16 protein-coding genes and 1 tRNA gene are annotated in these 20,664 nt (G+C 42.4%); 4 read left to right on the top strand and 13 right to left on the bottom strand.

Features of this window, described 5'->3' with window-relative positions; translation table 11 throughout:
* Positions 1 to 140: 140 nt before the first annotated feature.
* Together EJN84_RS07930 and EJN84_RS07925 are read right to left on the bottom strand one after the other, a co-directional pair.
* Complete coding sequence (locus EJN84_RS07930; RefSeq protein WP_129594914.1) at positions 141 to 1,484, bottom strand: Gfo/Idh/MocA family protein; 1,344 nt, start codon at positions 1,482 to 1,484, stop codon at positions 141 to 143.
* Between the two features lie 353 nt (positions 1,485 to 1,837).
* Positions 1,838 to 2,416: a DDE-type integrase/transposase/recombinase gene (locus EJN84_RS07925; protein WP_129594913.1), complete on the bottom strand. Its 579-nt coding sequence runs from the start codon at positions 2,414 to 2,416 to the stop codon at positions 1,838 to 1,840.
* Positions 2,417 to 2,999: 583 nt separating this feature from the next.
* Between EJN84_RS07925 and EJN84_RS07920 the strand changes: the two genes are divergently transcribed.
* A complete protein-coding gene (locus EJN84_RS07920) occupies positions 3,000 to 4,160 on the top strand; it encodes a helix-turn-helix domain-containing protein (protein ID WP_238943968.1) in 1,161 nt (386 codons plus the stop codon).
* A gap of 185 nt (positions 4,161 to 4,345) precedes the next feature.
* On the opposite strand, the gene EJN84_RS12450 is transcribed toward EJN84_RS07920, so the two are convergent.
* The 8 genes from EJN84_RS12450 to EJN84_RS07885 all read right to left on the bottom strand — a co-directional run bounded on the left by EJN84_RS12450 (position 4,346) and on the right by EJN84_RS07885 (position 10,980).
* A complete protein-coding gene (locus EJN84_RS12450) occupies positions 4,346 to 4,705 on the bottom strand; it encodes a 3-keto-disaccharide hydrolase (protein ID WP_262707351.1) in 360 nt (119 codons plus the stop codon).
* A complete protein-coding gene (locus EJN84_RS12445) occupies positions 4,677 to 5,105 on the bottom strand; it encodes a 3-keto-disaccharide hydrolase (RefSeq protein WP_262707350.1) in 429 nt (142 codons plus the stop codon). Before EJN84_RS12445 ends, EJN84_RS12450 begins: the two co-directional genes overlap by 29 nt.
* A gap of 207 nt (positions 5,106 to 5,312) precedes the next feature.
* Positions 5,313 to 6,332 carry a S41 family peptidase gene (locus tag EJN84_RS07910; RefSeq protein WP_129594912.1) on the bottom strand — a complete coding sequence of 340 codons (1,020 nt, stop codon included), beginning with the start codon at positions 6,330 to 6,332 and terminating at the stop codon, positions 5,313 to 5,315.
* Between the two features lie 8 nt (positions 6,333 to 6,340).
* On the bottom strand, positions 6,341 to 7,156 hold the full coding sequence (locus EJN84_RS07905) for a glycoside hydrolase family 25 protein (RefSeq protein WP_129594911.1): 816 nt from the start codon (positions 7,154 to 7,156) through the stop codon (positions 6,341 to 6,343).
* A gap of 35 nt (positions 7,157 to 7,191) precedes the next feature.
* Positions 7,192 to 7,650, bottom strand: coding sequence for an RpiB/LacA/LacB family sugar-phosphate isomerase (locus tag EJN84_RS07900; RefSeq protein ID WP_129594910.1), 459 nt, complete (start codon positions 7,648 to 7,650; stop codon positions 7,192 to 7,194).
* Positions 7,651 to 7,731: 81 nt separating this feature from the next.
* Positions 7,732 to 9,756: a transketolase family protein gene (locus tag EJN84_RS07895; protein ID WP_129594909.1), complete on the bottom strand. Its 2,025-nt coding sequence runs from the start codon at positions 9,754 to 9,756 to the stop codon at positions 7,732 to 7,734.
* A 167-nt stretch (positions 9,757 to 9,923) separates the two neighbouring features.
* On the bottom strand, positions 9,924 to 10,592 hold the full coding sequence (locus EJN84_RS07890) for a DUF2461 domain-containing protein (protein WP_129594908.1): 669 nt from the start codon (positions 10,590 to 10,592) through the stop codon (positions 9,924 to 9,926).
* 313 nt (positions 10,593 to 10,905) lie between these two features.
* Positions 10,906 to 10,980 (bottom strand) — tRNA-Pro (locus EJN84_RS07885).
* Positions 10,981 to 11,123: 143 nt separating this feature from the next.
* Here EJN84_RS07885 and aspS point away from each other — a divergent pair.
* Complete coding sequence (aspS, locus tag EJN84_RS07880) at positions 11,124 to 12,875, top strand: aspartate--tRNA ligase (protein WP_129594907.1); 1,752 nt, start codon at positions 11,124 to 11,126, stop codon at positions 12,873 to 12,875.
* A 77-nt stretch (positions 12,876 to 12,952) separates the two neighbouring features.
* Here the strand turns inward: aspS and EJN84_RS07875 are convergent, their stop codons facing one another.
* Positions 12,953 to 14,269: a Gfo/Idh/MocA family oxidoreductase gene (locus EJN84_RS07875; protein WP_129594906.1), complete on the bottom strand. Its 1,317-nt coding sequence runs from the start codon at positions 14,267 to 14,269 to the stop codon at positions 12,953 to 12,955.
* A 382-nt stretch (positions 14,270 to 14,651) separates the two neighbouring features.
* Here EJN84_RS07875 and EJN84_RS07870 point away from each other — a divergent pair, with 382 nt between their 5' ends.
* A complete protein-coding gene (locus EJN84_RS07870) occupies positions 14,652 to 16,013 on the top strand; it encodes a sigma-54-dependent transcriptional regulator (protein WP_129594905.1) in 1,362 nt (453 codons plus the stop codon).
* Positions 16,014 to 16,065: 52 nt separating this feature from the next.
* Here EJN84_RS07870 and EJN84_RS07865 read toward each other — a convergent pair whose 3' ends face one another.
* Entirely contained in the window at positions 16,066 to 18,498 is a 2,433-nt protein-coding gene (locus EJN84_RS07865; RefSeq protein WP_129594904.1) for a hybrid sensor histidine kinase/response regulator, read from the bottom strand.
* A gap of 340 nt (positions 18,499 to 18,838) precedes the next feature.
* On the opposite strand from EJN84_RS07865, the gene EJN84_RS07860 reads away from it, so the two are divergent.
* A complete protein-coding gene (locus EJN84_RS07860; protein WP_129594903.1) occupies positions 18,839 to 19,765 on the top strand; it encodes a hypothetical protein in 927 nt (308 codons plus the stop codon).
* A 140-nt stretch (positions 19,766 to 19,905) separates the two neighbouring features.
* Here EJN84_RS07860 and EJN84_RS07855 read toward each other — a convergent pair whose 3' ends face one another.
* Positions 19,906 to 20,661 (bottom strand): shikimate dehydrogenase family protein, encoded by a 756-nt coding sequence (locus tag EJN84_RS07855; protein WP_129594902.1) that lies wholly within the window; start codon positions 20,659 to 20,661, stop codon positions 19,906 to 19,908.
* Positions 20,662 to 20,664: the final 3 nt, after the last annotated feature.

The raw sequence follows: 20,664 nt of genomic DNA, 5'->3' as shown, positions 1-20,664 counted from the left end.
ATTTATTTGCGTGTCCGGCATAAAGCCGAACAGAAGATTAAATGATAAACTTGTTAAAGAACTCGTCGAGTTTGCAGCAATTGCTGCATGATTCGTATATTAAATAATTAACGAACTATTGATAGACCTGACTAGTACAATTACCAATACGGCAGTTTATAAGGTTCTCTGTAATCATACCAATACAATCTGTGAGCTTGTGCTTCCTTATCATCGCCAAAACTATGAGTTACGGGATCCCATTTTACCGGTCTGTTCAACTCGGTTGCGATATTAATCAAGCAACAAAGGATATTTGTGCTGCAACCGGCTTCCACAGGCGCAATCGGGTTTTGACGAGAACGCATGGAATCCAGAAAATTCTGCATATGTGGAGCGCTTACTTCAAAAGCTCCTGCTTCAATCTCTTTTTCCGATTTTTTCAGAAGCGAGGGATCCGAACACTCGATGTATCCTCGAGCAACCTTTATCCATCCATCTGTTCCTATAAATTGTATACCCTTATCATCCGGCTTGTCTTCACGAAATGGTTGCTCTGTCATTACTATTCCATTCGCATATTTAAGCGTTGTGTATTTAGTTCCATTATAACCTGCCGGAATATACTCTATTGGTCCCGAACCATCCAGTCCAAGAGCCCATTGTGCTATATCGAAATGGTGAGCGCCCCAGTCTCCGGTAAAACCGTTTCCCGTTTCCCGATAATAACGCCATGTCGCCCATTCTCCTTTTTCTTGATAATCAGGGGGTGATATAGGAGGGCACATGGAAGGATGGTAATGTACCTTAGGGTCGTTCAACGGACCCAGCCAATGTCTGAAATTCAAATTTGAGGGAACTGGCATTTCAGGTAAATCAAAAGGTTTTGGAGGTTCGCCGATACGAACGAAGACTTTTTCAATATGTCCAATTTTACCTTCTCTCACTAACGAAACAGCTTTTTGGAACTCTGAGCTGGAGCGTTGCTGACTTCCAACCTGAAAAACGCGTTTGTGTTTTCTGGCAGCTTCTACCATGGATAGACTTTCAGATATGGTGTATGATAACGGTTTTTGACAATAGACATCCTTTCCTGACTGACACGAATGGATAGCTGTCAGTGCATGCCAGTGATCCGGAGTTGCAATTGAAATGGCGTCTATATCTTTCCTTTCCAGCATATCTTCATAAAATTCATACGTTTCACATTTAACGGGAAGTCGACTTATTTCTTGCCATCCGGTAACTACATTTTTGAACCGGTCACGTTTCATAGAGTCAACATCACTACCAGCCAAAACTTGTACTCCGGGGCATTGGGCAAATGCATGGAAATCACTAATTCCCTGTCTTCCGAGTCCAATAAAACCTAATGTGATTCGATCACTCGGTGCAATTTTTACTCCATTTATAGTCCAGCTGGGCAAAATGGTTAATCCACTCAATCCTAATGCAGACCTGCCCAGGAACTCTCTACGCGTTATATTCTTTGATTTTTCTTTCATGTTTTAAATTTTTAACTGTCAAGTTTCGCAATGATGCAAGAATAATATTTTATTTTTAAATTACAAAATATTTTCTTTAAAATTTTCCGGTTTTTAACTTAAACCATTTTTCAACCGCCTCAAAAGGAACTTTAATATTTAGCTCTTTTTTTAACTACCGTGTCTTCTCCACAAAAGGTAAAACACAAAGAATTCATCAGGTGTATATCCTTTTCTTCTTTTTGTAGCATATTGTTCTGTGAAAATAGTGTTTGATTCGATAATGCCATTGGCTTGCTCCACCATACCGTTTGTTTTAGGTGTATTGGGTTTAGTAAGACGATGATCAATATTCTTTATTGTACAGAACTCATCTACTTTAGAGGGTTTTCACAGCATCGCCCTTTCTTTAACACCAAAAACGCATTGGTAAATTCAAGTCCGTTGTCGGTAAGTATATGAGTTATCTTGAAAGGAAAAAACTCTTCACACCTGTTCATAAAATTCTCTGCATTTTCGGCTGTTTTGGCATCATACCTCTGATAAAAGAGTGTTCGTGTAGCACGGTCAACAGCTACGAACAAATACTGTTTTACACCATCAATTTTTGGCCGATAGGTTACGTCTACGTGCAGGTAACGGGGTTCATACTCTTTGAACTTTTTTGCCTTTTCTCTCTCCTTTTCCGGTACTTTGTTTAACCCTGCCGATAACAGCGTTCTATAGACAGCACTTCGTGATGCCGATGGATTGGGTTGCCGTGCCATTTCTTCTATTTCATCCGGTGGCAACCGCATGCTTCTGCGAACGGTCTTAATATCTTCCTGCTCTATATCGGCAAGGGAGCAATAAATCTTGTGCGGTCCGGAACCGCGGTCATATAGTTCATCCCTACGCTTCCATTTGCTCACCGGGTTTTCAGACACATTATATTTTTCTGCCGGATGGTTCATTGGCAAATTACTTTTTGAATCGCGAAACGAATGTGTACTTTAGTCATTTCGATGGAATGATAAACTTGTTTCATTTTGTACATTTTTTGTGGTGAATAATTTACCAAGCAAGTTATTTTTTCCGAATTTAGATTTCATGCCCTCGAGGACGGGAAATCTAAATCATCACACCCAATAACGTGGTGAAACTAAACAATAAAGATCTTAAAACATCTATGGTTAATTGTTTCTGAGCAGTAAATCATGATATAGTTAAATTAAATAAGTTATTTCATTCTGAACCTCTACCCCAAGTGTAAAAAATACTCTTGTTTTCGCAAAAGTAATAAGTTTTTTTTATTTTTCAAATTAATTTTAATTTATCCTTGTCCAATAATTTTTTCTGAATCTTTTTCTAGTTGATAAATATCATAAGATCGTTTACCTATTTGTATCATAAGATCGTTTACATGCTAATTGGCATTTCATATCATAAGATCATTTACCTCTTAATGTAGATTTTGTATCATAAGTTCGTTGACATAAATATAAAAAGATCTTTGACAAGTTGTTTACATTTTTGTTCGTAATACAAAAAAGTATTATGAACGAGGAAGAAATATTAAGAAAAGAAGCAGTAAGACTGCACCTTCAGGGAGTATCCGTAAAGGATATAAGTGCACAGTTGAATCGCAGCCGCCAATGGGTTCACAAGTGGCTCAAACAGTATGAAAGGAACGGTTCATCCGAATCCTGGTACAAGAGTGGCAACCGAAGGCCCAAGCAAGTGAGAAACAAAGTATCTCCGGAAATTGAGAAGGCCGTTATAAACATTCGCAAGGAACTCCTTTCAGAGCCTTATCATCAGAGGGGGGCGATCAATATTCTCTACCGGCTTGAAGCAATGGGTATTCAGACACCTTCGACGGCCACCATAAATCGCATCATCAAACGCAACGGGCTACACAATAGAGAAACGACGGTGCTACGCAAAGAGGCCGAATACCCTGCAGGATTTGTCAATGTCCAACAGATGGATCTCATCGGTCCGCGTTATCTGAAAGGCGGGTTTAAATTTTACTTCTTTTCCATCATGGATGTGGATTCGCATTACGCCCGTGTTTACCCGGTTAAGAACAAGTCCGCCAAAAGCATCGTACCCTGCCTGATAGATTGTTGGAGCGATTATCAGTTGCCTGATTTTTTACAGATGGACAATGAGTTGTCTTTCAGAGGGAGCAACAAGCATCCCCGAAGTTTGGGATTACTGCTCAAGGTGGCGCTTTCAAACGGGATTGCTCCCATTTTCATTCCTCCGGCCGAGCCCTGGAGAAACGGCGTAATCGAGAAGTTCAACGATAATGTACAGAAACGGTTTTATACCGCCCATATCTTCTCCGATTTTGAACAAATGAAAAATGAAGCCATTCGTTTCAGCGATTTTCACAACCGGAATCATCGCTACGGCTGCATCGGTTACAAAACGCCGGAGCAAGCCGTCGAGCCTTTAGAAAAACGATCCAGACTATCTGCGGAATGGGATATGAATGCCAAGATCCTTATTGAAGAAGGCTCTCTGATTTTTATACGGTTCATTCGCAGCGACTGTAAATTGCGTATCCTCGATTCGGTTTTTAGTGTTGATGAAGAATTGAAATATTCATACGTAATCGCACGAATCGTCATCGAAAAGTATGTTTTAACGGTCTCGAGAAACAACATCGTTTATCATATTTTCCCTTTCCCGATGTTTCTTCCAAAATAAACAACGTGTAAATGAACTCCTGATATTTTGACTGTCCTAACAAGTCGGCCAACCCCATGGGGTTGTGTCAACGAACCTATGATACATTCCCTTGATTAGAATGTAAACAACCTCCTGATACACTTTCCTCGCTTAGAAGTGTAAACGATCTTATGATACATAACATCTAGTCAACAACTTGGCTTTTATAATTTTCTGATCCATATATTTCTGAAACTTACCGGATTGCCGTGATCCTGCAAAACAATGCTGGCTGCACCGTGCTTTTCGACAAAATATTCCGGAATGCCGATATATTGTGTAGGTCCACGTAATTCGACATGATTTTGAATCAAAACGCCATTTTGCAAAATGGTAATGGCAGGACGTGTAAAATAAGTCCCATCGTTGTTGAAACGGGGTGCAGTGTAGATGATATCGTATGATTGCCATTCACCGGGCGCTTTGCAAACGTTAACCAGCGGCGCGTATTGTTTGTAAATACTTCCTGCCTGACCGTTCCTGTAAGTTCGGTTGTTATAAGCTGTCGAGCACCTGAACCTCATAGCGTTCCTGCATGAATATGCCGCTGTTTCCGCGACCTTGGCTTTCGCCTTCCACTTTGGTGGGTGTTCGCCATTCGATATGCAATTGACAATCATCAAAAACTTTTTTTGTCTTGATGATCCCGGCTCCTTTGACAACGGTAACGCATCCGTCGGCTACTTTCCATCCGGGCAGGCCGCCTTCGGCATTTGTCCATTCTTTGGAGAGGTCGTTGCCATCGAATAGGATGATGGCATCCGAAGGAGCATCAGCTGCAGTTCGACCGGGAGTAACGACAGGAACTTCCGGTTCCCAGATTTCGGTCATTTCCGGTTTCATTTCCATAGGCTGTTTTGTTTGTGCGGACACACTTAAAGCAATGGCTGACAAGGTGAACGCTAAAATGCTAATTTTTTTCATCTGGTAAATATTTTGAAGTAATGTGTTCGACAATAAATATTAATCGATTGTCATTCAATGGTATCCGATAACTTTTGTGAATTTGTCATGAGCTACAGATGTTTCATGTCCATTTGTTTGGCATTGCTCACAAAAGTAATAAATTTGCGGTCAAAAGTGGAATAGTAATTTGAAAAAGTTAAGAAATATTTGGGAACGCGTGAAAAATTATTGACTGACAACCGAGTTTTCTTCAATAATTGTTCTTGCGGTTTCGATAATGGTATCGATTTTTTTATTGGCATCTGCTTCACTCATCATCACCTCGAGATCCGGATCCACTCCAAATTCGATATGCTGTTTTTCGGCATTAAACATCGGACTGGCTGAGAAACGTACCGACCATCCGTTGGGCAACTCCGACGAAAAAGGCAAACCGCTTCCTCCACCGGTTTTGTCGCCAACCACAGTTACTTGTGGAGCATATTTCATAATGCTGACAAATTCGTTAGTGGCACTATAGCAGCCTCTGTTTGTGAGGATTACTACCGGTTTTTGATAGCGAACATAAGGTGAGCTTTCGATATATTTGGGATACAACCCAGAGAAATCGTTGTGTCCCGGACCTATTTTGTGCGAAATGTATCCAATCAGCGTTCGCTCGTTGAAAAATCGGCTGGCGATACGTTCAACGTTGGTCAAACTTCCCCCGCCATTGTCTCTCACATCAATGATCATGCCTTTGCATATAGCCATGCGGCTTATGATTTGCGAAAGAGTACCTTCTCCCACATCATCCGAAAAACTGCCATAATATACATATCCGATATTGTCTTCCAGTATTTTATAAATCATGCCTCCGGCTATCGAATAATCGTTACCTAAATATTTTTCTTGAATCTTTGGATCAAAATTGGCAGGATAATCTTCTTGCCATTTCCAATAGCGAGATATATCGTGCGATGCTATTAGATTTACGTGTCCGTCTTTCAACTCTTCAAGCATCATTCCAAGTAGGTTAAAAAGCGATTCGCTGCTCATATTTTCCGTTATGCGGGGACTGTATTTTAAATAGACCGAATCCCAATCTATTTGTTTGTAATCGAAAAAACAATAATTCCGATCTATGATATACCATAACGCTTCAAAATTGCCTCGTGGCGAATTTTCGAATGTCATCAATTCGTCTCGACATCCGGTAAAGCAAAAAAGCACGATCAAACCCATCAAAACATTTTTCGATTTCATATCTTATCTTATGGCATGAGCAGTTGTTGAAAGTCGGCAAACGAATATCGATAATAATTCAAATCAATATCATCGGCAGCGGCAGCAAGTCTGCCTGTGTGCGAAAACTGCCAGATTACCCATTCATCCCTGGCGACAGTCGGTTCTTGATGTAAATCGCAAATCCAAATCGGATTGTCGGGAAATTCGGATTCGATATAGGCATTGTAGCAATCTTTGTTGGTGTAAATAATCGGATGTTTGCCGTAATGTTCAAACATTGCCTGTTCCATGTTTTTCAATTCGGTCAGCATTTTGGCACGCGACGATTTGTTGCGCGAATCCACATTGATACGCGAATGTTCGACATCTATCGCCGGAATCAAATCGCCGGAGTGAATGTTGGAGTTGCGGATAAAATGTGCGGCCTGTCGTCGTCCGTTCAACCCGAAGATGTAAAAATGGTAGGTTCCTACTTTCAGCCCCGCTGTTTTTGCGGCGCGATAGTTACTTTTGTAGTTCTTGTCTTTATGACTCATGCCTTCAGTGGATTTCAGATACACGAATGTAACATTTTCATCTCGCAACTGTTCCCAGTTGATAAAAGAATTGTGATGCGAAACATCTATTCCCCGAACGAAATATTTATCCGAAAACTCCGAATCGTCGAATGTGTGAAAAACCGAATTTCGCAGACGAACAAAATGAATGATAATAACCGACAAGAGGATGAACAAGAAGCCGGCAGAGACAAATCTGATGATTTTTCGTTGTTTCCGTTTAATTGTTCTGTGTCTTCTTCTGTTTCTTTTCGATTTATTTTTTGCAGATGTGCGAGCGCTCATTTTCGGTTCCGAAGTACAATTGACTTTTGTTGTGTTTATCCACACGCAATTTTGTTGATTCGGCGTTCATGTCTTCCCCCCTCGAATGGTGTATTCAGAAATGTAACCAATATGTCGTATATTTCTTCTTCGGAAAGATAGCGACCCGGCAAAGAAAGGATATTAGCATCGTTGTGTGCTCGTGCATAAAAAGCAATTTCGGGAATCCAGCACAAGGCGGCTCTTATTCCCTGATGTTTGTTGACGGTCATGTTGATGCCGTTGCCGGTTCCGCAAATGGCTATACCGGGATAACATTCTCCGTTTTCTACGGCCGTAGCCAACGGATGTGCATAATCGGCATAATCGGAACTTTCGGGCGAATAAGTGCCAAAATCCTTGTAGGGAATTCCTTTTTCCTCAAGAACTTTTATCACATATTGTTTGGCTTGATAGCCGGCATGATCGGATGCCAATCCGATGGGTTTTTCGGCTTCGTCGAACAAGGTTGCCATTGTTTACATCTTTTTTTATTTTCTTGCAAATATAATTGTGTTTCGAAGAAAAAGTTTCTCCGAAACACAATAAATGTATGATTAGAGCAATTTTTTTACTTGTTGATATACGTTTTGGGCGGTGAATCCGAGCTTTTCGTCAAGTACTTTGTAGGGTGCCGAAAAGCCAAACGAATTCAATCCCCAAACGCTGCCGTCGGCGCCTACAAGTCCTTCGAGAGTTACCGGAAGTCCTGCCGTCAAGCCGAACTTCTTTTTGCCTTTCGGCAAAACCGATTCCTGATATTCGATGCTTTGTTTGCGGAACAATCCTTCGGAAGGAACCGATACGATGCGGACGCCAATGCCCTCTTTGCGCAACAAGGCAGCGCCTTCAACAAGGGTCGAAACTTCAGAACCCGAAGCCAACAGGATCACATCGTAGTTTTCGTCGCTTTCCACCACATAAGCACCCTTGTCGGCTTTCAATGCTTCTTCGAAGCGTGAGGTTGTGGCCGGCAAATCCTTGATGTTTTGTCGCGAAAGGATGAGAGCCGAAGGCGTATTTTTGTTTTCCAACGCCAGTTTCCATGCAACTGTCGTTTCGTGCACATCGGCAGGACGAAGCACAAGCACCGAATTTCGTCCGCTGTGGTTCTGCAGCTTCTCCATCAGCCTGATTTGGGCTTCCTGTTCCACAGGTTCGTGGGTAGGCCCGTCTTCGCCCACTCTGAAAGCATCGTGTGTCCAGATGAAAACGATCGGCTTTTCCATGATGGCTGCCAGTCTGACAACGGGCTTCATGTAATCCGAAAATACGAAAAATGTTCCACATGCCGGAATCACGCCTCCGTGAAGGCTCATACCCACACACAATGCACCCATTGTGAGTTCCGAAACGCCAACCTGCAGGAACGCACCCGTGAAATCGCCTTTTTTGAAAGCATGAGTATATTTGAGAAATCCGTCGGTTTTGTCGGAATTTGACAGATCGGCTGAGGCTACTATCATATTTTCGACGTGTTGAGCCAAATAACCGAGAACGGTTGCCGAAGCTGCCCGAGTAGCCTGGTCAGGCTTTTGGGCAATTTCGTTCCATTTGATATCCGGCAGTTTGCCCGAGAACCATTGTTGTTCCTTTTCGGCTAATTCCGGATGAGCAGCAGCCCATTGCTCATGTTTCGCTTTTTTGGCGGCAACAATTTCTTTCAATTGGGCTCTACGATTTTCATATAGCGCTTTTGATTCGGGGAAAATGACAAACGGATTTTCGGGATCACCTCCCAAATTGCGTACAGTTTGCGCAAAATCGGCGCCGGCAGCGCTCAATGGCTGTCCGTGTGTGGAAACTTTACGTTCGAATGACGAATTGTCGGCAGCTTTGGCACCTTTTCCCATCACGGTTTTTCCGATGATGATGGTTGGCCGCTCGGTTTCGGCTTTGGCTTCGTTGAGTGCCGCGCGTATCGCATCCACGTCGTTTCCATCGATGGTAATAACTTTCCAATTCCAGGCTTCATATTTCTTAGCCACATTTTCGCTGGTGACGGCATTGGTTTCGGTGGAGAGTTGGATGTCGTTCGAATCGTAGAACATAATCAGATTGCTTAAGCCTAAATGACCGGCAATGCGTCCCACGCCTTGCGATATTTCTTCCTGAATGCCGCCATCCGAGATGTAGGCGTAAATCGTATGATTGACGATGTTTCCCAAACGTGCCTCAAGAAATTTGGCGGCAATAGCTGCTCCGGCCGCAAAAGCATGACCTTGTCCAAGAGGGCCCGAAGTGTTTTCGATGCCTCTTTTCACATCAATTTCGGGATGTCCCGGAGTAGGACTGCCCCATTGCCTGAATTCCTTCAACTCGTCGAGGGTGAATTTGCCGCTCAATGCGAGTACCGAATAGAGCATGGGCGACATGTGTCCCGGGTCGAGAAAAAAGCGGTCGCGATGTTCCCAATGGGGATTCTCGGGGTCATATTCGAGAAATTCGCTGAATAACACGTTTATAAAATCGGCGCCTCCCATGGCACCGCCCGGATGTCCCGAATTTGCTTTTTCGACCATTGCTGCCGAAAGAATGCGGATGTTGTCCGCTGCTTTTTGCATGATTGATTTATCGTTCATAAAAGAAAATTATGTAAATAAGTTATGGAATTCAACGTTAAAGATACAACTGAGCAATTTGTTGTTGTTCGATGTTCGCAAAGATAAACTTTTTCGCCTACAAACAAGTGTAAAATTTGATATGTTTAGTGGATAAAACGGTATTTTTGATAATTCTTATCGATCATTCATTTATCGAGTGCTCTGTTGATAAACGCATTGAGTGGATATTGTGCTTTGAAAACATCCATGATGCGCTCTATGAGGTGTTCTTGCATGAAAAAATCGTTCGGCACAGGATAGCCGGTAACGAAATGTTTGTTTTTCAATAAATCTATTTCTTCGAAATCTTTCGGATAACCCTTGGGCGGATTTTTCAGTTTGTCTTCTTCAGACAGAGTGCCGAAATATTTTTTGAACGATTTGTTTTCGAGTATTTTCCTGATTTCTTGTGGATGATGGTATATTTCGTTGCGAACGGATTCGAGTGTTTCGGGAGCCGGCATGTAGATGCCGCCCGACAGCATCGATTCGTCGGGTTGGATGTGAACATAGTATCCCGCCCGTTCGGCTTTTTTCCCGCCTTTGGCAATGAATGCTCCGAAATTGGTTTTGTAGGGAGATTTGTCGTGCGAAAAGCGTACATCGCGATAGATGCGGAAAATGCACTCTTCGGCACTTACCGTACCGATACTTTCGTCGAGTTGACTTAGGGGGACGATGAGAGCATTGACAAATCCGGCAAATTCCCGGTGAGCCGCCATGTATTCGTCCTTATGCTCGTTGAACCAGTTGCGGTCGTTGTGTACTTGAAGTTTCGAGAGAAAATCGAATATTTGTTTGAAATTCGTCATCATCTTGTTTTTTATTGTTCGAAACGATTACCCTAAAAGGCGGAGAAATTCTCCAAAGCCTTTAATACGAATGCAAAAATATTGCTTTTATTTCAGTTGTTTACCTGTTTTTGTGTTTTATTGACGTTAAAACCGAAAAATATATTGCCGAAGAAATGTACTCAATTCAATTTAAGAGTAAAATGATTTTCAAATATGAGTTCCCTTCGATTTAGATGCTCGAATAGCCACTAAAATAGATAAAGCGGGAGAAACAATAAAATTGTATTCTCTCGCTTTTGATTTCGGACGTCGTATTGCCGTCGTTAAATTAATGTCGGGGTACCAAGATTCGAACTTGGGACCCCCTGCTCCCAAAGCAGGTGCGCTAACCGGGCTGCGCTACACCCCGAAAATTCTTTTCCGTTGAATTGTGGCGCAAAATTACAACGAATCTCCCACATCTCAAAACATTTCCTGTTTTTTTTACCTTCGTGCATGTTTCACACAAGAATTCAGTACATTTGCACTCGCGAAAAAACAATTTAAAACCTTATGTATAGAACTAAAACGTGCGGCGAACTTAGATTGGCCGATGTCAATTGCGAAGTGATACTTGCCGGATGGGTGCACAAAATTCGAAAAATGGGGGGGATGACTTTTATCGATTTACGTGACCGATACGGAATTACTCAATTGTCGTTTAATCAGGAAGTGGATGCCAATCTTTGCGAACAAGCCAACAAACTGGGACGCGAATGGGTTGTTCAGGTTACGGGAACCGTGAAAGAGCGTTCGAATAAAAACCCGAATCTTGCGACCGGTGACATCGAACTGATTGTTTCGAAACTCATCGTGCTCAATCCTTCCAAAACTCCGCCTTTCACTATCGAAACAGATACCGACGGTGGCGACGATCTGCGTATGAAATATCGCTATCTCGATTTGCGTCGGACTGTTGTTCGTCAAAATTTGGAACTTCGGCATCGCATGGCTTTCGAAACGCGCCGATATATGGACGAACATGGTTTTCTGGAGGTCGAAACTCCCGTCCTGGTGGCTTCCACTCCCGAAGGCGCTCGCGATTTCATCGTTCCTTCACGTATGAATCAAGGCGAGTTTTATGCATTACCACAATCGCCACAGCTGCTTAAACAATTGTTGATGGTAGCCGGATTCGACCGCTATTTTCAGATTGTGAAATGCTTCAGAGACGAAGACTTGCGGGCCGACCGTCAACCGGAATTTACCCAAATAGACTGCGAAATGTCGTTTGTGCAGCAAGAGGATATTCTGAATATTTTCGAAGGATTGACCAAGCACTTGTTCAAAACGATCAAAAATATAGATCTGCCCGAATTTCCACGTATGAGTTACGCCGATGCCATGAAATATTATGGCTCGGATAAACCCGATATTCGCTTCGACATGAAATTCGTTGAACTAAAGGATCTGACCGAAGGTCACAATTTCTCCGTTTTCGATTCGGCCGAATATGTCGGAGGCATTTGTGCAAATGGATGTGCAAATTACACCCGCAAACAGCTCGACGAGTTGACCGATTTCGTGAAACGGCCACAAATTGGAGCCAAAGGTTTGATATACGTTCGTTACAACGAAGATGGTTCCATCAAATCGTCAGTAGATAAATTTTACGGCGAAAGCGACCTGCGAGCATGGATCGACCGCTTCAATGCCAACCCGGGTGACTTGCTGTTGATACTTGCCGGCGAAACCGAAAAAACGCAAAAACAACTTTCGGAACTTCGTTTAGAAATGGGCACGCGCCTCGGATTGAGAGACAAATTCAATTACAAATGTCTGTGGGTGGTAGATTTTCCGCTGTTGGAAAAAGATGAAGAGCTGGGACGATATTTTGCGAAACATCATCCATTCACCTCACCTAAGCCGGAAGACATTCCTTTGCTCGACACCGATCCGGGAAAAGTCCGCGCCAATGCCTACGATATGGTCATCAACGGAGTTGAAGTTGGTGGCGGGTCTATTCGTATCCACGACAGCGAATTGCAGAAAAAAATGTTTGCCACTCTCGGATTTACGGAAGAAAGAGCTCAAGAACAATTCGGATTTTTGATGAACGCTTTTCAATACGGTGCACCGCCTCACGGAGGAATCGCATTCGGATTGGACAGGCTTGTTTCCATTTTTGCAGGACTCGACAGTATTCGCGATTGCATTGCTTTCCCCAAAAACAATTCGGGACGCGATATGATGCTCGATGCACCGTCGAAAGTTGATCAAGCACAATTGGACGAGTTGGGAATCATGATCAAAGAAAAGAAATAATATCGTTTACTCCATCAAACAACAAAAGCTGCCCCGCGGGGCAGCTTTTGTTGTTTATAAACGCCGGTGTCATCTCATCAAAGAGAATATCCTTCGCTGTAGGTTTTGTTGTAGAGTCTGTTTTTCGTCGCTTCCTCATCATCTACAAAAGTTTGCGTTTCAGGATTCCATCTGATGGGGCGCATCAGATCGTAGGCGATATTACCCAATGTGCAAACCGTGCACGAATGATGTCCTATTTCAACCGGAACAACCGGATCGGTCTTCGATTTTATCGATTCGATAAAGTTGACCAGATGCGGTATTTTGGTTTCGTAAGCACCTTCGGTTTCTTCTACTTTTGGCGGCAGCAAACTGTCGTCTGAAGCCAGAAAATGCTCTCTCGATATTTCAATCCACCCTTTATCTCCCCAAAACTTCACGCCTTTGGTCTTCTGTTCGTTGAATGGTTCTTCCGTCATTACCACTCCGTTTGCATATTTGTAGGTAAGGAATTTTGTGTCCCGGTAGCCGGCAGGAATGATTTCGACGGGACCACTGTTATCCATGCCCAGTCCCCATTGTGCTATATCGAACATGTGTGCACCCCAGTCGGTAGTGAACCCTCCGCCCAATTCTTTATACCAACGCCATGCGCCCCAAAACTGTTCGTTTTGTTCGGGATCAAGGCTTATGGGTGGATTTAGTTGTGAATTGTAATGAACATATTCCGAAGGGCCTAACCACATCTTCCAATCTAAGTCGGAGGGAACGGGTTCTTCCGGTAGATCATAGGGTTTGGGAGGCGCTCCTACATAAGCATTCACGCGCTCGATTTTCCCGATTTTACCTTCCTGTACCATTCGCACTGCGTGTTGAAAATTAGGATCGGAGCGTTGCTGACTGCCGACACCCAAAATCACCCCATTATCTCGAACGGCTTTAACCAACGCCTGTCCTTCCTTGATGGTGAATGTCAGCGGTTTCTCGAGATAAACATTTTTCTTTGCCTTGCAGGCATCCATTGCTATGAAAGCATGCCAATGGTCGGGTGTAGCTATCACAACTGCATCGATGTCTTCACGGGCAAGTAGATCTTTATAGTTGCCATATGTTTCTACTGCAACATTCTGTTGTGAAGTGGCATAATGATTGTTTACCCGCCTTAAAAAACGCTCTCTTTTCACACCGTACACATCGCTGCCAGCCACCACTTCAACTCCCGGGATACTGATAAATCCGTTGAGCAAATACATGGCCTGCTGCCCTAATCCGATAAATCCGAGCCGGATGATTTCGTCATCGTTTTTTTTGTTTTGTGTACACGAGGCCAAAAATTGAGGAAACACGGCAACTCCGACTGCCCCCACTGTTGCGGTCTTTAGAAAATCTCTTCTGGAAAGTTTATTGCTCATGATCGATTAGATATTAAATAAATAACTCTGTTCGTGCGCAAATTTATATCAAAAAAATGATTTTTATACACAGATCAATAAAAAAATCAATACGCCGATTTTTAGTCATTTTCGAGCATACTTTTCCGTTCATGTTTCGGTCGTATTTGGGTCGTACTTGCGTCGTATTTGGTTCGAATAAAAACCAATCGAGATTTTACCCGACCATCAACAATTTCAGGTCATTCTAATTTCTCATGAAAGCTATATTCCAACTTTTTGTTGTTAACGCGCGTGAATGAAGTCCAAAGGAAATTAATCGGTATTCATAAAGGTTATCTTTTCGATACTCGTTTTCATTTTCGAAGAAAAAATTTTATCTTTACCTGTTCTATTTCGTTCAATGAATTCGAAAATATTGATTGTGGAAGATGATGCTTCTTTTGGAACCATGTTGCAAAAATGGTTCGAAAGAAACAATTTCTCGCCGGTGTTGTGTTCTGAAATGCAGTCGGCAAAGGAAAAAATGCTGAAGGCTTCGTTTGATCTCGTCTTGTCCGATTTACGACTTCCTGACGGGGATGGAATTATTTTGCTCAATTGGATGAGAGAGCGACATTTGGATACGCCGGTTATCATCATGACGAGTTACGGCGAGATTTCAACTGCAGTCTCTGCCATCAAACTCGGAGCTTCCGATTTTCTGGAAAAGCCTCTTAATCCTTCGGTCTTGAAAGAAAAAATCGAAGCAATTCTTCGCGCTCCCAACCCCGACGAAAATGTTTCGAAAAAGAGGGTAACGCCGGTTGATACACAATCCGCCGAAAGCAAATTTGTAGAAGGTAAGTCGCCATTGACCGTCCAGATGCATCATTATGTCGATTTGGTGGCTCCCACACTCATGGCTGTAATGATTGTCGGTGAGAGTGGAACAGGCAAAGAACATACTGCCCGAATGATTCACGACAGAAGCGATCGTGCGAACGGACCTTTTGTGGCGGTCGATTGTGGTGTTCTATCGATGGAATTGGCCCCAAGTGAGCTTTTCGGCCATAAAAAAGGTTCGTTTACTTCAGCCGTTGAAGACAAAAAAGGCGTTTTTGAGGAGGCAGATGGCGGAACCTTGTTTTTGGATGAAGTAGGCAATTTGCCTTATGGCGTTCAGAAACAATTGTTGCGGGCTCTGCAGGAAAAGAAAATTCGCCCGGTAGGAAGCAATGCAGATATTGAGGTGAATGTTCGCCTTGTAACGGCAACGAACGAGGATCTTGAAAAAGCTATTGCGGCCGGCACTTTTCGCGAAGATCTGTATCATCGGTTGAATGAATTTATGATTCAGATTCCTCCGTTGCGAAAGTGCTTGGAGGATATTGGCGCGTATGCCGAACATTTTATGAACGAAGCGAATGTCGAGCTCAACAAACATGTGCGATTCATCGAAAAAGATGCGTTAGACCGATTGAAAAGTTATTCCTGGCCCGGAAATTTGCGCGAATTGCGGAATGTGATTCGTAGAGCAGTGCTTTTCGCTACAGAGGATGTCATCAGAGCTGAGTCTATTTATTTGCCGACCGAAAAAGCGACAGATTCGGATGAATTGTTGCCTGAGCAGCTTTCATTAAACAAAAATCCCGAAACCGAAATAGAAAAAATCAAAGCCGCCCTGGCAAAAGTCAACGGCAACAAATCTCAGGCAGCCCGCATGTTGGGTATCGATCGGAAAACGTTGTACAATAAATTGCACCTGTATGGTATAGAGATTTGATTGCAGTTTTGGCCTTTTTTTGATAGCAATCGGGTTTACCTTTTTCTCAATTTTATTTCCCGTTTTTCAGATAATTGATTTTTACCAATTCCGTAAACTTTTCCACTTTTTTCACTGTTTCGGCGAGTTCGTTTTTCCAGTTGGGATACGCCGATTCATTCTGTCCGCGCAACTTATCCATTTTTATCAATACATCACATAAATAATCGGCATTGAGTTGTGCCAGAAATGGATGCATTTTATGGCACAGTCGTTGTGCATTTTCGAAATCGTCCTTTTCAATCAACTTACGCAGCTGCTTCGTATCATTTTCGGAGGTTTCTACAAAATTTGTCAGAATCTCGCGAATGGTTGCCTCATCGTCGCCAAAAAGTGAGGCGAGCGCAGGAAATTGTTGATTGATGGGTGTAGGTATTTCCGATATGTTGTTGAGATGCAAAATTTGGTCGAGCTGGTTCAATCGAATGGGTTTGGTGATGAGACCATCGAATCCGTCTTTAGAAGCCTGTTCCATAGAATAGTCGTCGTGAGCCGTCATAATCCAAACCGGGATTCGTGAATCACGCCGACGTATGGCCTCCAAAATGTCTTTTCCGGTGATGCCGATCATTTCCATATCGGTGAAAACGATATCGAAATTCGAAATTTGATTTAACAACCGATCCGTTTCTTCGGCATTTCTGCAAAGAACGACTTTGCATCCACGTTTTTTCAGGTATTCCGAAATCATATTGCCCAGCGGCGCATCGTCTTCGAAAATTAAAATATTACGAAGTTCGGGGTCTCTTTTTTCGACTGCATCCTCAGGATGAATATTCGGAGTTTCCATTCTTTCGAAAGGAAATTCGATGGCTACTTGCGTACCCTTGCCTTTTTGGGACTTTACCGAAATATTGCCATGCAGGGATTCTACCAACCCTTTTGTAACATACATGCCGAATCCGCTTCCTTCGGTTTTCAAACCATTTTCCATCCGCGAAAAAGGTTTGAAAATTTTATCGATGTTCCGGTTATCGATGCCGATACCGGTGTCGGTAATTGCTAAGACAACTTTTTCGTGATGTTCCAATGTGATGTGGATGCTCCCGCTCGTAGTATATTTCACTGCATTCGAGACCACATTTGTGAGTATTTGTTTGACGACGGTATAGTCAGAATCTGTTGGGAAGGTTGGCTCGGCGAGGTTTTCGAATACAATCTCCAGCTTTTTTTCTTCTATAAGCGGACGAAACATCTCGACAACCTCTTCTACGAGTTCTATCAGATCGAATCGACTAATATTGAGTGTTCCGGAATTTTGTTCCAATCGTGAAAATTCGAGCAGATTCGAAAGCATGTTCAGCATATATTTGCCGGAGCTTTGAGCCGAAATCATCTGATGTTTTTTTTCGGGATCGGATTCCTGTCTGCTCCACATCTCAAGATAACCCATAATAGAGCTGAGAGGCGTTTTCATATCGTGCGAGATGGACAAAAGCAGTTTGTGCCGACTTTCCATAAGGCTTTCGGTGAGTCGTTTTTCTTCGGCTAACTCGCGTCGGGCTCTTTGGCCTCTGTTGAGATCTTTTATGATAAACAAAATGATGGTTGCGACGAGCAGTAAGGAAAAAGCGCCTACGGCAACGGCAAAGAGAAAAATCTTTTGTGTCAGATTTTCGTTTTTCGATGTATTCAGTTTTACCACCTCCACCGTTCTATCGTATAATTGAGTCAGGAGTTCGGATATTTGAAGCGATATCGACTGTTCGGCCTGAATTAAATTCTGCACCTGTTTTTCGATGTCTCTAATGTTGGAGGAATAGCTGAGTGATGCTTCGTGCGTGATATCTTTCAGGTCCTTATAAAATAGGGTGTCGGCTTTCGACGTAAGAACCGTGTCTTTTTTCGTTCGAGTGATAGTGATGGTTGTATCAGGTGCATGTTTTGGATTGAAAACGCCTTTCAATCTCGACCAGAAATTTTTTTCTTTTTTCACGACTATCGTAGTATCCTTGTATGTGGTTACCGAAACGGAATCTTTCACGATATCGGAATAAGATGTGTCGATTTTTTTATCGACTTTCTTCAGCGGATTTTGTGCCTTGAACTGACGAATGAGCTGGCCCACAATCTCGTTTTTTTCCACCAACAACGAATCGATATTGTCCAATAACCGATTTTGATCTTGGCGGATACTTTCCTTTTTAATGGTTGCAATTTGTCGCAAAATGTCCGTTGAAATCGAATCATAGAGATTTCGGTCCATATCTTGAGGTGCAAGCAGATATGAGTTCATGAGATCTTGCGCCTGCTGAACCGAGTTGATGAGATTGCCCGTTTGAGCAAGTAGTCGATAGGAGGTGTCAACATTTTGAGATTGTTCATCAATACTCGTTTTCAGACGTAACGAATAAGCAAGGACGCCGGCGAAATAAAGTGCAATAATCAGAAAAATCAATCCGATCTTTATTCTTATTCCACGTTCTAATGAATTTTCGTCGCTCATGTTTTCTTATTTTGGCCGTTCAAATATAATCAAATTTGGTGGTAACTATTCTTTTTTTTATTACCGAGATCGTATAGATTGATCTTTATTACGAAACAAATGTGGATTTTCCGGATTCTGCGTGTGGAAAAATTCCACATCCTCCACATTACTTCCACACATTCCGGGTTTTGGCACACATCGATATAATGTTTTTAATATTCAGATAATCAAATATGTAATGTTCTATCAGACGAAAAAAAGGTTTGTGTTGTATGATATTTGTAGATGTAAATGCAGACAGATGAAATTAAGATTTCAGATCAAAGTAAGTGAAGTTAAACATTAAAAATTTATCGTTATGAAAAAAGTTATTTTATCATTTGCAGTAATAGCCGGGTTGGGCACATTAACAAGTGTCAATGCTTCGAATATATCGAACGATGAGGCTAACGTGATTACCGTTTGGCAGGACAATGGGTATGTAGATGTAACTCTGGACTCGCTGAATGAGAAAGTGCAGGCATCGATAAATGCTATTTTGCAGGAATATGAATTGAATTCTCTTCAATACAATGCCGAAAAACAGATTACCAAACTTGAAGCTACCAATAAAAGCGACACGAGCGTAAAAGTTTTCTATTTCGATGCCGAAGGCAAGGAAATAAAAATGGAAGCTCCGGCCGAAGAACAAAAGACGGATGCAGGTAATACCGCTACATCGCCAAATGTACTTTTGGTAGAATCGTTTGAAACGAGCCAGGACAGCGATTTTGTTGATGTCAAATTCGAAGAATTAAACGAGAAAGTGCAAGCTGCCGTTCGTGTGATCGATCAAACTTATTATCTGAATGCTTTGCAGTATAATGCAGAAAAGCAGATTACTAAAGTGGAAGCTACAAAGAAGGATGACAATTCGAAAAAAACATTCTATTTGGATGCAGAAGGAAACGAAATTGAAATGGAGTCTTCCGAAAAGAATGTCGAAATTACGTCCGGCACACAAGCTCCTTCCATCGAAACGATGTATGCAATGCAGGATGACGGTTTTGTGGAAGTTAAATTAGAAGATTTGAATGAAAAGGAACAGGAAGCGGTTCGGACGATAAGTGAGACATACGAGCTCAACTCGTTGCAGTACAATGCCGAAAAGCAAATCACCAAGGTTGAGGCTACCAAGAAGGATGATCAATCGAAGAAAACTTTCTATCTCGATAAGGATGGTGTAGAAACAACGATGGATCAATCTTCAGAGCCGCTTCAAAACACGAGCGAAGGCATGGAATAATCAACCGGATTTATGACAATTTACACAATCGTCTCTATATATCTTCTCTTTCCTATCTCTTTCAGGTACAAGTGATTTAACCAAACCTTAACTATGCAAATTACCTCTTTAGGGCGATCTTAAAGGGGTAATTCCTTTTTCTACTGCTGGTTCCAAATTTGCCACGATTCCAATGCCTGAAGTTCGAGCATTTCGCGACCGTTTTTGGTGGCAGCGCCTTGTCTTTTACCTTTCTTCAAAAACAATGTTTCGTCTGGGTTATAAACCAAATCGTAGAGCAAATGTTGCGACGTGATAAGCGAATAGGGAATTTGAGGGCATTCGTCCACATTCGGGAAAGTGCCTACCGGCGATGCATTGACAATGACGGTGAAATCTTTCATGATTTCGGGTGTCAATTCATCGTAAGTAAATCTGTTTTCGCCTGCTGACCGAGAAACAAAACGATGCTCCAATCCCAAGTCGAAAAGAGCTTTGGATACGGCTTTCGATGCTCCCCCTGTTCCCAAAATCAGTGCTTTTCGGTGAATTTGAGGTTGCAGGAGTGGCGCGATCGATTTTTTGAATCCGATATAATCGGTATTGTATCCTGCAAGTCGATAAAAATACATATTGCCCGGTTCGCATGTGATTTTGATAACATTCACTGCCCCTATCGTAGCGGCAATGTCCGAAATTTCATCCAAAAACGGAATGACCTTTTCCTTATATGGAATAGTTACATTCAAACCTTTGAGGTGCTGATTGAACAAAATCACTTCCCGAAGTTGCAGAATATCGTTGATTTCGAAATTAAGGTATTCGGCGTCGATATGTTCACGACTAAATTTTTCGGCGAAGAATGCTGCCGAGAAAGAGTGTTTCAGCGGAAATCCGATTAAGCCGTAAGTGTCCATTCC

It is taken from the genome of Seramator thermalis (assembly GCF_004138125.1).
Taxonomy (GTDB): Bacteria; Bacteroidota; Bacteroidia; order Bacteroidales; family Dysgonomonadaceae; genus Seramator; species Seramator thermalis.
The sequence above is the reverse complement of the archived record's forward strand: the minus strand, read 5'-3'. Positions and strand labels throughout refer to the sequence as shown.